The organism is Nostoc sp. NMS4, assembly GCF_017115095.1.
Classification (GTDB): domain Bacteria; phylum Cyanobacteriota; class Cyanobacteriia; order Cyanobacteriales; family Nostocaceae; genus Nostoc.
The window spans coordinates 1-13,047 of record NZ_JABXKI010000431.1 but is presented as its reverse complement, the minus strand read 5'-3'; the positions used below and the strand labels follow the sequence as shown (position 1 = coordinate 13,047).

Here is a 13,047-nt window from a genome sequence, read left to right as displayed (position 1 = left end):
GTTCCAATGGGAATATCAAACCCCTGTTCTAAAGCATACAAATAAATGAAGTTCCGTAATATATGGCGTTCAATGGATTGAATAAACGCAACACCACTACTTTCTAAACGTTTAAATAAATTAGTGCGAGAAAAACCCATTAACCTCCTACCGCCACGAAATAAGCTATTAAGAAAGCGTTGTTCGATGTCTGTAGGCGGGAGTTTGGGTTTAGCAATAACGTAATTTCCTAGACCATAACGAGGTAAATTAAGTTTATTAATTACTTCTACGACTAACTCAGAGTAAAGACGAGCATAAAAGTCAGTTTGAGAACCTTCTAAAGGAAACTTAATACTCCGAGGTAGACGTTGAGGAAAATAAGAACGTCTCCCATCAGCAAATTCTAAATATTTCCGCTCGGTTTCATCTGTGTGGGCATAATTATCTTTAATAAAAGAGCGAGTGCGTCGCACCATGTAACGCTTCATCAATTCTCGCCAGTCGTCAGGGTGTTCGCTTTTTTCAAAAGCCGCTAAAGAACGGACTGAACACTGATGCTTTCTAATAAACTCTAATTCTCCGATAGAACTGCCACCAAGTTCATTAATTAAAGCTTCTGGTCTTAATCCTAAATCTTGGTCTTCTGGAACAAATAGCCGGAGTTGGGCGGAAAGGTCAAGATAACTTTTATTGTAAGGAGTCGCAGATAATAATATACATTTACTTTCGTTAGCTGCAATATATTCTGTAATTGCTCGATAACGTTTACCTTCGCGGTTACGTAAATTGTGACTTTCATCAATTAACACAACTCGGTAACGGCGGAGCTTTGGTAATTTATTTTGTACTTGACTAATGGGCATAACTTCGGCAAGTAGCCGATAGTTATTTACATATTCTTGCCACATTGACACTAAGTTTTTTGGGCAAATAATTAATGTTTCTAAAAAACAATCTTCTTGTAATATCTTAGCTAAAGCAGTTCCAACTAAAGTTTTACCCAAACCGACCACATCACCCACTAATACGCCACCACGCCTAGTTACATGACGTGCTGCTAACTGTACGGCGGCCTTTTGGAAGTCAAATAAGTTGTTAAATTCGCGGGGGATACGAAATTCTGAAAGTCCAGCGATCGCTTCGTGAGATAAATGGTAAGCTATCTTCAGGTAGATATAGTAGGGTGAGACTAGCTCCTCTCTAGCCCAACTGCGATCGATAATTTCCGCCAATTCTAGAGAAATATCTACACACCCGTAATCTTGCCAGCGATCGCTAAACCATTTTTGCAGCTTATTACAAGCATCATGGTCTAAAATATCAACATTCAACTCCCCTTGTTTAGCCAGTCCAGGAAGAGTTAAATTACTACTACCCAAAAATCCTACTGTAGGAGTGTTGGCATCATGGCGATGCACAAGATATAACTTAGCGTGGAGAGAATGACGCAGAAACAGTTTAATAACTAATTTCTGACTTCTTAGCTGATGACTCAACCGCCGCAACCCCGCTTCATCCTGATTAGTCGGCGCACCGATAGTCAACTGTTGGCGAAATTCCGCCGCCATGCGTTTTTTAAACCGCACAATGCTACTATTGTCAATCCGTCCATCAACACCACTCAGAGAAAATGCCGCATGAACTTCATCACTGGGCAAACTCTGCATCCCAATTAGTAAACGACAACAAGCATTTTCACTACCAACATACTGTTCAATTAAATCATCAATTCTCCGCCAACCTCTAAGATTGAAGTAGCCAACACAAAAATCTGCCCGATAAGAGACTTTGAGAGTTTCTCGTAAAATCGGTAGCAATTGTAAATCAATATTGTCAAAAATCCGGGGCATTACTCAAAACCCTATAAATATTTCGTACCTTTGTTATATGAGTAAAAAATTTTTCCAGCCAGAAACAAGAGACGCGATAAATCGCCGTCTCTACAAAGGATTGATTATTGTGCAGACGGCGATTTATCGCGTCTTCTTCCTAAATACAGCGATTTATCGCGTCTTCTTCCTAAATACAGCGATTTATCGCGTCTTCAAAAATTAAAAAAAAGAGCAGTTGTATTATGCAACTGCTCTAAAAAAGTACTTAGATATTTACTCTACCTATCCACAGACCCCATAATCACGTCAACACTGCCAAGAATCACCACAATATCTGCAACCTTCATGCCGCGCAGTAAATGTGGAACAATTTGGAGATTGTTGAAATCTGCTGCACGAATCTTCCAACGTGCAGGGAAGACATTATCATCGCCAACCAGATAAATTCCCAATTCACCTTTGCCACTTTCGACACGGGCGTAGATTTCACCCTTGGGAATCTTGAAAGTAGGAGAAACTTTTTTACCGATGAATTGGTAATCAAAAGCATCCCACTCAGATTTTTTACCTGCGGCTAAACGTTTTGCTTCCAAATTTTCGTAAGGGCCGCCAGGAAGTCCTTTAAGTGCTTGGCGAAGAATTTTCACAGATTCGCGCATTTCCCGCATCCGCACCACGTAACGGGCAAAGCAATCACCGGCAGTTTCCCACTGCACATCCCAGTCGAAATCGTCGTAGCATTCGTAATGGTCAACTTTCCGCAAATCCCATTGCACACCAGATGCGCGTAACATTGGGCCAGAAAGTCCCCAGTTAATTGCTTCTTCACGGGTGATAGTCCCAATACCTTCAACACGTCGCCGGAAGATGGGGTTATCGGTTACTAAGCGTTCGTACTCATCAACTTTGGGTATTAAGTAGTCGCAGAATTCAAAACACTTATCTACCCAACCGTAAGGTAAATCGGCTGCTACTCCACCAACGCGGAAGTAATTGTTATTCACCATCCGATAACCTGTAGCGGCTTCCCACAAATCATAAATCATCTCCCGTTCCCGGAACTGATAGAAGAAGGGAGTTTGTGCGCCTACGTCAGCTAAGAAGGGGCCAAACCACAGCAAGTGGTTAGCGATGCGGTTCAATTCCAGCATAATAACGCGGATGTAGCTAGCGCGTTTGGGAACAGCGACACCTGCAAGTTTTTCTGGGGCGTTAACAGTTACAGCTTCGTTGAACATTCCCGCCGCGTAGTCCCAGCGACTAACGTAAGGAACGTACATTACATTAGTGCGGTTCTCAGCAATTTTTTCCATTCCCCGGTGCAAATAGCCGATAACTGGTTCACAGTCAACGACATCCTCGCCATCCAGAGTCATGATTAGCCGCAGAACCCCGTGCATTGAAGGGTGGTGTGGCCCCATGTTTAGCACCATCGGTTCAGTGCGGGTTTCTAGTCTGGTCATAGATTTCCTGTTCTCCGTTCGTGAAAATATTGAATTCAACCGCGCAGATGCCAACTAGACCCAATTTATCTTGTTTCTCAAGCCAAAGTAAGGGTTTTGGGAGGAGGGATTTGATTTGATGTTTAATTTTGTTGCACTTCTTCAACTATTATATGGAAGCTTGATATGCACTTAATTAAGGCATCGAATTTTTTTATCTTAGAACTTACGCATAAAGGTCAATCCAAAAGACGCTCGCGGACTCGCTAACGCTACGCTATCGTAAATCTAAAATCCAAAATTCGTTGACTTCTGAGTTTTTACGTAAGCTATAGAGATATTGTGTCAGCTATATTACAGTTTTATGAGGCTGATACATATTTATGGCTTTCAATCAAGAGCGTTTTGATAGGCTAATTCAGAAGTTAGAAGTTTTTGCTAACAAGCAACCCCATCTTTATAAATTGCACGTTGCTTTTTTGGCTACTTTAGGTTACGCATATATATTTTTGGTTCTCGCTGTAACGTTAACTCTGCTGGTAGGTATTGTCTTTACGATGCTTAACGCTCATTCAGTTAATGCCTTTTCTCTGAAAGGTCTTGTATTTTTGCTGGTGTTCGCATTGGTGTTAGTGCGATCGCTTTGGGTTTCTTTTCCCGCACTTACAGGTTTACCGCTACAATCCAAGGATGTACCCAATCTCTATTCTTTAACTAACGAAATCTCATCGAAGCTACAAGCTCCAAGATTTCACCATATCTTACTGACCAACGATTTTAATGCAGCAGTTGTCCAAAGACCACGCTTAGGTTTGCTGGGATGGCAGCAAAATTACTTAATTCTAGGTCTACCGCTCATGCTAGCACTACCACCCGAACAATTTCGTGCCGTCTTAGCCCATGAACTAGGACATTTATCAGGAAATCACAGCCGTTTTAGTGGTTGGATTTATCGCCAACGTCAAACTTGGTATCGCCTTGCTAAAGGACTGCGACAAAGTGGAAATGAAGTATCATGGTTAATCTTTGAGTGGTTTTTATCATGGTATATCCCGTTTTTTAATGCCTATTCTTTTGTGTTGGCGCGGATGGATGAATATGAAGCAGATAGATGTGCTGTTGAGCTAACGGGAGAGCAAAATACTGCTAAAGCTTTGATAAATGTGGAAGTGAAAGCGAGATTTCTGGAAGATTATTTTTGGTCTAGTGTTTATAAACAAATACAGACAGAAATTGAGCCGCCAAAAATGACTTATGCGGCTATGCAAGAAGCTTTAAGTAAGAAAGTTGCTCACGAGGAAGCAAGTATTTATTTCATGCAAGCATTAGCAGAAAAAACTAATAACGCTGATACTCATCCTTGCCTGACAGATAGACTAAAAGCATTGGGATACTCCCCAAATGAGAAAAAAGAAGTAACCATATCTGCACCAATTAAAATCAGTGCTGCTCAAGAATTTTTGGGAGCTAGGTTAGAAAAGTTTATCGCACATTTTAGTCAAGCTTGGCGAGAAGAAATAGCAACACCTTGGCGACAAAAATATGCTGAATCGCAACAATCAATAGCTACGCTAAAAGATTTAAATCACAAATCGCAAAAACAACAGCTAACCTTAGAAGAAGCTAGTCAACGAGCAATTTTGACATTGGAGTTTGAGGGTGAAGAAGCGGTTATGCCACTATTACATGAAATTCTTCATCGTGACGATCGCAATGTCTCAGCTAATTATTTACTAGGGCAGATTTTATTACACAAACAGGATGCAACCGGGATAAAATACATTGATCAGGCAATAGAGCAAGATTCAAGTATAGTCATAGATGGTTGTCAGATAATTTGCTCTTTTCTTAAACAACAAGGAAAAATTAATGAAGCAAAATCTTATCAAGAACGTGCTATAAATTATCATGAATTAATTTTGAAAGCACAGCAAGAACGTTCCGGCGTGAGAGAAAATGATAAGCTTGAATCTCATAATGTCTCAGATATAGAGTTAAATAAGCTTCTTCAGCAGTTTTCTCATCACCCGGATATAAAAATTGCTTATTTGGTGCAAAAAACTATGCAATTTTTTCCTGAAAAACCATTTTACGTTCTAGCTTTGAAGCGAGAAGTGAGCTTTTTAGAAGGTATTCGTGAAACAGATCACTCTAAACTTGTAAACAGCTTGTTAGAGAAAAACGAATTTCTCGGAAATGTATTCATTTTTATTTTAAATAGCCATTTAAATATGGAGAAAAAATTAAAACGGATACCAAATTCGATGATTTATCAAAAGAAAGGTAAAAAATAGCAGTATAGATGCTTAAAGCTTAACATCCAAAGCTGACGTTGAGTGTCGATTAGATCCCCCTAAATCCCCCTTCAAAAGGTCTATACACAAGTCGAATTACCCCCCTTAATCCCCCCTTGCAAAGGGGGGAAACCGGAAATCTAGTTCCCTCCCCTTTGCAAGGGGAGGGTTAGGGTGGGGTAAAACCCTGGTTAATCAGCTATTTAAAACTTGTGTTTACACCGCAGCCAATTTATCAGGGAGTTGAGGGGATCTAAGACTTTGAAAACACACCCTAGTGGTTTAAAAACTATTTTTTAGCTAGGAACACACAAAGACACAAACAAAAGAATACATAATTAAGGTTCATCTGTGGTTTTTTGCCCTAAGTCTCATGAATCGTCAGCTAGCTATTGAAGAACCGATATTTTCCCATCTCCCAGTGTTACCGCAAGAAGTGATTGCAGGTTTAGCGGTGCGTCCGGGAGGTCATTATCTTGATGTGACGGTAGGCGGTGGTGGTCACAGTCGCCTAATCTTAGAAGCTGCGGCGGATGTGCGGGTAACGGCGATTGACCAAGATGAGGATGCTTTAGCAGCAGCAACGAAAGAATTATCAGAGTTTAGCGATCGCATACAATTTATTTATAGCAACTTTGCTGACTACGAATTTCCCCCTAACACTTTCGATGGGATTTTAGCCGATTTGGGGGTGAGTTCTTACCATTTAGATCAAGCCGAAAGGGGTTTCAGCTTTCGTCAAGCTGCAAATTTAGATATGCGAATGGATCGAGGGCGATCGCTAACTGCTGCTGATGTGATTAATAATTGGGATGAAGCAGAATTAGCAGATATTTTCTTTAAGTACGGTGAGGAGAGATTATCACGGCGCATTGCTCGTCGTATTGTAGAACGGCGACCGTTGCATACGACTATAGAATTGGCTGATGCGATCGCTTCTTCTGTTCCCCCAAAATATCGTTATGGCAGAATTCACCCCGCTACTCGCGTTTTTCAAGCTCTGCGAATTGTTGTCAACGATGAGTTAAAATCCCTAGAAACCTTTTTAGATAAAGCACCAAACGCCCTTGTTCCTGGTGGTAGGATTGCAATTATCAGTTTTCACAGTCTAGAAGATCGCCCGGTAAAACACGGTTTAAGAAATTCACCTTTATTAAAAGTCTTGACAAAAAAGCCAATTATTGCTCAAGAAGAGGAAATTGCTAAGAATCCGCGATCGCGATCGGCTAAACTGCGGATAGCTGAAAAGTTGCTCTAACTACAATGCAGCCTTAAACAACTCCATCTCAACAATCTGCTAATCTAGCGTTGTTGAAGAGTTAAAAAAGAATCGATGGAAATTAATAATATATTTACAGCAGGTGGCGTAGTCATGTGGCCTCTGCTGGGGTTCTCTTTGTTAGGGGTGGCGCTAATTATTGAACGGATCATTTTTTGGGTAAGGATAAGTAATCGGCAAAACAAGGTAGTGCGAGAGGTGCTACAGCTTTATCGCCTTGATAATGTAGTTAGTGCTTTAGATAAATTGCAGAAAAATACTGATTTACCCATTGCTCGAATTTTTTTAGCAGCTTTAGAATTAGAGGAGGCGACACCAGAGGAATTTCGTTTGGCATTAGAAAGTGAAGCCCAAGGCGAAATTCCCTTACTGAAGCGATCGCAAAATATTTTTGAGACAATTATTGGCCTTGCGCCCCTGTTAGGACTTCTCGGAACTGTTTTAGGATTAATTAGCTCCTTTGCTTCTCTAAATATCGGAGATGTGGGAGGTAGTAAAACAACAGGCGTGACATCTGGAATTAGTGAAGCTTTAGTATCCACAGCATCAGGGTTGGTAGTGGCAATCTTTACACTATTATTTGCTAATACCTTCCGGGGACTCTACCAACGCCAGATTGCCTGGATTCAAGAATATGGTGGACAGTTAGAATTACTCTACCGCCGTCGCTACGAAAGAGGAGATAGATTCTATGTGCCAAATAAATGAAGCGGAACTCGGTAATTGTAAATTAGTAATCGGTAGTTGTGATTAGTTCACTATTTGTTACCGATTAGACTCTAAAACTTTTGACTCTAATAGTATTCTAAAATGACGAATAGTTTTTTTAACTACAGTGATTCAGGAAATATTCTATGACTATTTGGGTAAATGAGCAAATTGATCCGTCTGGGATGATTCATGCCTGTATTGCCACTTGTAATGAATCTCAAGCTAAAGATTGCCATGATTCTTTTGAGAATAATTTGACCAAAACCCAAAAAGCAGCAGGTTGGGTGGCGCGATTGCGGATAGTCAATTCTTGGGATGAAGTGCCGGTGAATTCTTTAAAACTCAATTAATTGGGTGAGATGGAGTTGATTTTTTGGGGTTTTAATCGAACAAATTTCCGCAGCGTAGGTGTAGCCTTTAGTAGGCATCGCTCGTCTACTAAAGGCTGCATCTATGCCAATACCTAGAGCGATCGCGGCAAATTCCATCAGAACAGGTTAATAAAGGATAAAATTCGGATTAAATTTCTGAAATTATTAGTAACTGCTTCCAAAAAAAGTAACATATTATAGAAAAATGATGATTTTTCTTAACTTTTAAGAGGTATCATCTATAGCGTAGATTAAATTAAAAAACTTGTATAAGCCGAATCAATTTAGTGAACTATCCCAAAGTTTACACTTCGGAGCAAGCCTGTCCCATTAATTTAGTTGGCGAAACAGGACAAGCGGTTCAAATTTCAATTCATGCTCCCAGCCAATATATCTGTGCCAACTGCGAACGGATATTACCAGATTGGAAACGGCAGCCATTTTTACGAGTAGTGATTGTCTTACAGCAATCGCGTTATCAATTAGTCGAAAAAACAGCAGAAGTAGAGTCAGAAAAAGAACGCTTACGAGAAAAGTTTATGAGATTTGGCTGTGATTTAGCATTTAATCTGCGCGATCGCGGCTATTTAACCGACCTAATCGACCCTCGTACAGGCTATCCCTTACTGTCCCATCCCGGAGCGATTCCCCACGACGATACAGCAGTTGTCAAAGCTTTACTCAACTATCCGGTGATTAAAAATCAATGCCGTGTGTTAATTCATCCCGATTGGGGCGCAGCAGTTTATCCTAGTATTTTGATATCAGAAGCTCCCCCAATTACAATCGAATGGGTTACAAAAGGCATAGCATCCATGCATGGGTGGAAAGAAATTAATTATTAGTCATTAGTCATTAGTCATTAGTCATTAGTCAGTGAGCATGTAACAAAATTTGATACATAATTCTTGTTATAGGGCAATACAGTTCAGTTAAGCAATTTTTTCCTTCTCTTTCTTCTCTCTGCGCCTTCTTTACGAGACGCTACGCGAAGGCGGTTCGTTAAAAAAATATCACTTTGATAAAGGTAAAACCTTAACTGAACCATATTGCCTTATGGCCCAGAAAACACAGCTTGTTCTACATCATCCCGACTAAGAGAATACTTGAATGAGCGTTGAATATCTTGTCCATTTTCCCCAGATTGAACATATCGCACTACAATTTGCTCAACATCAAGCCATAATTCAGCTTGCCAACTAGGGCGCTGTACACGCCAGCAATGCCTTTGTGTTTCGTCTTGTTGACAGCCTTGCTCTTTTAGCCACTGTTCAATTTGTGGCAGGGGGTGATTATATAGGGGAGTATCAGAGGGAAGAAGAAGCATAGGAATTTTAGATTTTGGATTAGGGAATTTTTTAATTTTTAACGATCGCATAGGTAATTAGTTGCGACATATAGCTCATCTGCTGTTGTACAGATGTAGCTGATTGCAACTTATGGGCTTGGAAAGCAGCCTCACCACGAGTTAAGCCAATGGCAACTGCTAATAACAGACAACCTACAAATGTTAACACCAGCATAAATAAAGCAAAGATTTCGCCAGATGATAAGGGGCGATCGCTCGCATCGAGGTAAGCTGATTTTGACCAGTCATGAGAACGTGAGACGGGATGATTCAAATCAGGGGGTGGTTGAATCACTCCAAAGCGGGAATAGCCAATTTTTAAATCGTAGCTTAATCGGCGTTCTGGATGGCTAAGGGTGGCGTAAGCTTCGTTGATTTGCTGAAATTTGGGAGTAGCGATCGCAGTCGGCAAGTCTGTAGTATCAGGATGATAGAGTTTGCTCAGTTGCCGATAAGCGCGACGAATGTCAATTACCGATGCCCAGGGATGCAGTCCTAGCAGGGAGTAATAAGTTGGTTCGCTGCTTTGTGGCATTCCCCCGTTTTGATTCACATCTGTTTGAGTCACTTTGCTCAAAGATATTTTTTATATTTTAAATCCTTTATGAATTGGAGAAGACACAGCAGGTCTAACATTTGATAAGATATCTTAATAAAGCATTTAATTAGATGCGATGCAGATCAAAATTAATCTCGAAAATATTCAAACTCTTACCGACTTTAAGCGCAATGCCAAAGATTACGTAGAGCGAATCAAGGCCACAAAGTCTCCGCTTGTACTAACGGTAAATGGGAAAGCTGAGGTTGTAGTGCATGAAGCGCAAGCGTTTCAACAGATGATAGATGAACTCCAACGCCTTGAAGAAGAACTGCAAAAACTCAAGTTAGAAGCGTTACGCAGTCAGATTGACATTGGTATTAAGCAACTCGATAGTGGACAGTATACTGAATATAACGACGAGTCACTTCCAGCTTTTTTTGCAAATATTAAAGCACGAGGACAGCAAGATTTGGCTAACAGCGATTCGCTAACGGATTAAATCAGCACGGGGTTTAAAGGTTTCAATTTGCCGTAACTTTTCGTAAAGTTCCCGTTCTTCTTGACTAATATTTTTCGGCGTAACTATCTGAATTTCTACTAATTGATCGCCACGTTTACCATCATCACTAGGATAGCCTTTATTCCCTAGCCGAAATTTTTGACCAGACCTAACTCCGGGAGGGGTGGTCATTTTCACAGGCCCATCAAGAGTAGGAGCTTCTACCTGTCCTCCTAAAACTGCCTCGCTGGGAGTAACAGGTACTTGACAGACAATATTTAAACCTTCTAACTTAAATAATGGATGAGGTTCAACGGTAATTTTTAAGTATAGGTCGCCACCACCAACGCCTTGGTTCCGTAAACGGATGGTTTGACCTGTTACCATCCCTGGAGGCATATTAACTTCTAGCGATCGCCCATCTTCTAAACGAATCCGTTCATTACCGCCTTGATAAGCTTTTTCTAGTGGTAGAGTCAATCTGGCTTCTATATCCCGGCGGGTTGTGCGAGGTGGGGTGTTGTTAACGGTATAGGCAACTTTTGTTCTAGGGGAACGAAACGGATCGGTAGTATTGCCATTACTAGAATTACTTGCTGCACCCTTATTTTTGACACCAATAACTTGATTAATAAAGCTTTCAAAGTCGGAGAATTGGCTGGGATCAACGTCCTGATTCCCGTTGCGATCGCCTTGGCTACTCTGCCAAGTTTTAGCCTTTGGCGTTTGTTTGTTACCTGCAAAGCCTTTTTGCTTCCAGTAGCGGCTAAACTGGTCGTACTGCGATCGCTTGGCTGGATCGGAAAGAACTTCATAAGCCTCGCCGATATCCTTAAATTTTTCCTCAGATTCTTTATTACCCGGATTCAGATCGGGGTGATATTGCCTTGCTAACCGCCGATAAACCTTTTTAATTTCCTCACCAGAGGCATCTTTAGATACTCCTAAAATCTCGTAGTAATCACGAAAGTTCGGCAAATTTTGCATAGTTCAGTTGTTTAAATTTTAGATTTTAGATTTTGGATTTTGGATTAATTAAGAGTTAGGAGTTGAAAGATTTAATTTTTCACTTTTCACTTTTGAGTCCTAACTCTACCAATTTTGGATTTGAAATTTGGGATTTTGGATTGAAGGAAAAATCTAAAATCTAAAATCTAAAATCCAAAATTGATTTACTCCTAACTTTTCTTATAACCAATCATTGTCTTCTTCATCATCCCAGTTATCTTGGTAGCTGGGACGAGATTTGCGTGGAGGACGGCTTTCATAAGAGGAAGAACGATTATCGCGGCTATAATCTCTGCCATAGTCTTTACCGTAATCTTTGCCATAGTCTTGGTTGTATGAGTCGCGTTCCCGATATGTATCTCTGGGAGATTCGCGATCGCGTTCTTTATCACCGCCAGTAAAGATGTCACGGATAGTCCCAAATAAATCGTCGTCTTCATCCTCAGCATAAGTCTGGCGGACTTCCCGATTTAGCTCATAAAGAGCATCTTGCAAGTCAGCGTAGGCTTGATCGATACCGCGATCGCTATTTTCTTTAAGACTCTCTTTTAAGTCTCGACAAATATTATCAATTCTTTGGCGGCGGCTGCGGGCAAACTGCATACCAAATTCCAGCGCTACTTCTCGAAGTTGTCGTTCTGCTTGGAAAATCAACGCTTCCGAACGAGTCCGCTTTTCTATTCTCTCTTTACGTTCGCGATCGACATCGGCGTATTTTTGAGCGTCTTGAATCATCCGATTCACTTCCGACTCGTTCAAGGTGGAAGCGCCTTGAATGGTGATACTCTGCTCTCGCCCAGTGGTTCTATCTAAGGCTGTTACCTGTAAAATCCCATTAGCATCAATATCAAATGACACCTGAACTTGCGGAATTCCTCGTGGCGCGGGTGGGATACCATAGAGCTTGAACCGCCCTAAAGACTTGTTGTTTGCTGCCATTTCCCGTTCGCCCTGGACTACGTGAATTTCCACAGTGTTTTGGTTATTTTCAGACGTGGAAAAAATGTCAGAACGACGTACAGGAATTGTCGTATTGCGGGGAATAAGTTTTTTCATCACCCCGCCGATAGTTTCCAATCCCATAGAAAGGGGTGTGACATCCAAAAGCAGCACATCTTTTAGTTCGCCGGCGAGAATACCTGCTTGAATTGCTGCACCTACTCCCACCACTTCATCAGGGTTGACGTTCTCGTTGGGTTCTGTACCAATTAAGTCTCGCACAAGCTGCTTTACCATTGGCATTCGTGTAGAACCGCCAACTAACACAACTTCTTCAATGTCTCTAGGTGAAAGTCCGGCATCTTTGAGGGCGCGTTTCACTGGTGTCCGCAATCTTCCCACCAAATCGCCACACAAGCCTTCAAATTGGGAACGAGTTAAACGAGTTTCGAGATGTTTCGGGCCATCTTCGGTGGCAGTGATGAAGGGTAAATTAATGTCGGTGACACTGACAGCAGAAAGCTCAATTTTAGCTTTTTCCGCAGCTTCCATCAGACGTTGCAAAGCTTGGCGATCGCGTCTTAAGTCTACCTCTTCTGTTTCCAGAAATTGCTCTGCTAACCAATCTACGATTATTTTGTCAAAGTCGTTACCACCAAGTTGTGTATCTCCACTGGTAGCCTTGACTTCAAATATCCCATCGCCTACTTCTAAAATCGACACGTCAAAAGTGCCACCACCCAAGTCAAATACTAAGATAGTTTCCGTGTCACCCCGATCTAATCCATAAGCCAAAGATGC

General features: G+C 41.2%; 14 protein-coding genes. 7 read left to right on the top strand and 7 right to left on the bottom strand.

Annotated features, from left to right (window positions below; translation table 11 throughout):
* Positions 1-1,832, bottom strand: a 1,832-nt coding sequence (locus HWQ37_RS34165) for a phospholipase D-like domain-containing protein (protein WP_292755763.1), incomplete at its 3' end; no start/stop codon positions are given.
* A gap of 37 nt (positions 1,833-1,869) precedes the next feature.
* Here HWQ37_RS34165 and HWQ37_RS34160 point away from each other — a divergent pair.
* Positions 1,870-2,037 (top strand): hypothetical protein, encoded by a 168-nt coding sequence (locus HWQ37_RS34160; RefSeq protein WP_292755760.1) that lies wholly within the window; start codon positions 1,870-1,872, stop codon positions 2,035-2,037.
* A 55-nt stretch (positions 2,038-2,092) separates the two neighbouring features.
* On the opposite strand, the gene HWQ37_RS34155 is transcribed toward HWQ37_RS34160, so the two are convergent.
* Complete coding sequence (locus HWQ37_RS34155) at positions 2,093-3,277, bottom strand: NAD(P)H-quinone oxidoreductase subunit H (RefSeq protein WP_094330473.1); 1,185 nt, start codon at positions 3,275-3,277, stop codon at positions 2,093-2,095.
* 362 nt (positions 3,278-3,639) lie between these two features.
* Here HWQ37_RS34155 and HWQ37_RS34150 point away from each other — a divergent pair, with 362 nt between their 5' ends.
* The 4 genes from HWQ37_RS34150 (at position 3,640) to HWQ37_RS34135 (ending at position 7,890) form a co-directional block, all read left to right on the top strand.
* Positions 3,640-5,550: a M48 family metallopeptidase gene (locus HWQ37_RS34150; RefSeq protein ID WP_292755758.1), complete on the top strand. Its 1,911-nt coding sequence runs from the start codon at positions 3,640-3,642 to the stop codon at positions 5,548-5,550.
* A gap of 373 nt (positions 5,551-5,923) precedes the next feature.
* On the top strand, positions 5,924-6,808 hold the full coding sequence (gene rsmH / locus HWQ37_RS34145; protein WP_292755756.1) for a 16S rRNA (cytosine(1402)-N(4))-methyltransferase RsmH: 885 nt from the start codon (positions 5,924-5,926) through the stop codon (positions 6,806-6,808).
* A 75-nt stretch (positions 6,809-6,883) separates the two neighbouring features.
* Positions 6,884-7,537 (top strand): MotA/TolQ/ExbB proton channel family protein, encoded by a 654-nt coding sequence (locus HWQ37_RS34140; RefSeq protein ID WP_292755755.1) that lies wholly within the window; start codon positions 6,884-6,886, stop codon positions 7,535-7,537.
* A gap of 146 nt (positions 7,538-7,683) precedes the next feature.
* Positions 7,684-7,890 carry a glycogen debranching protein gene (locus HWQ37_RS34135; protein ID WP_292755754.1) on the top strand — a complete coding sequence of 69 codons (207 nt, stop codon included), beginning with the start codon at positions 7,684-7,686 and terminating at the stop codon, positions 7,888-7,890.
* On the opposite strand, the gene HWQ37_RS34130 is transcribed toward HWQ37_RS34135, so the two are convergent.
* Positions 7,876-8,028 (bottom strand): hypothetical protein, encoded by a 153-nt coding sequence (locus HWQ37_RS34130; protein WP_292755753.1) that lies wholly within the window; start codon positions 8,026-8,028, stop codon positions 7,876-7,878. The two genes, HWQ37_RS34135 and HWQ37_RS34130, sit on opposite strands and share 15 nt — an antisense overlap.
* Positions 8,029-8,198: 170 nt before the next feature.
* Between HWQ37_RS34130 and HWQ37_RS34125 the strand changes: the two genes are divergently transcribed.
* Positions 8,199-8,756, top strand: coding sequence for a methylmalonic aciduria and homocystinuria type D protein (locus HWQ37_RS34125; RefSeq protein ID WP_292755752.1), 558 nt, complete (start codon positions 8,199-8,201; stop codon positions 8,754-8,756).
* Between the two features lie 209 nt (positions 8,757-8,965).
* Here the strand turns inward: HWQ37_RS34125 and HWQ37_RS34120 are convergent, their stop codons facing one another.
* Both HWQ37_RS34120 and HWQ37_RS34115 read right to left on the bottom strand, forming a co-directional pair.
* Positions 8,966-9,238, bottom strand: coding sequence for a DUF3143 domain-containing protein (locus tag HWQ37_RS34120; RefSeq protein WP_292755750.1), 273 nt, complete (start codon positions 9,236-9,238; stop codon positions 8,966-8,968).
* 31 nt (positions 9,239-9,269) lie between these two features.
* On the bottom strand, positions 9,270-9,794 hold the full coding sequence (locus HWQ37_RS34115; protein ID WP_292755765.1) for a J domain-containing protein: 525 nt from the start codon (positions 9,792-9,794) through the stop codon (positions 9,270-9,272).
* A gap of 139 nt (positions 9,795-9,933) precedes the next feature.
* Between HWQ37_RS34115 and HWQ37_RS34110 the strand changes: the two genes are divergently transcribed.
* Positions 9,934-10,299 carry a type II toxin-antitoxin system Phd/YefM family antitoxin gene (locus HWQ37_RS34110; protein ID WP_292755749.1) on the top strand — a complete coding sequence of 122 codons (366 nt, stop codon included), beginning with the start codon at positions 9,934-9,936 and terminating at the stop codon, positions 10,297-10,299.
* Here the strand turns inward: HWQ37_RS34110 and HWQ37_RS34105 are convergent.
* A complete protein-coding gene (locus HWQ37_RS34105) occupies positions 10,288-11,286 on the bottom strand; it encodes a J domain-containing protein (protein WP_292755748.1) in 999 nt (332 codons plus the stop codon). The two genes, HWQ37_RS34110 and HWQ37_RS34105, sit on opposite strands and share 12 nt — an antisense overlap.
* 201 nt (positions 11,287-11,487) lie before the next feature.
* On the bottom strand, positions 11,488-13,047 hold a 1,560-nt coding region (locus HWQ37_RS34100), incomplete at its 5' end, for an Hsp70 family protein (RefSeq protein WP_292755746.1).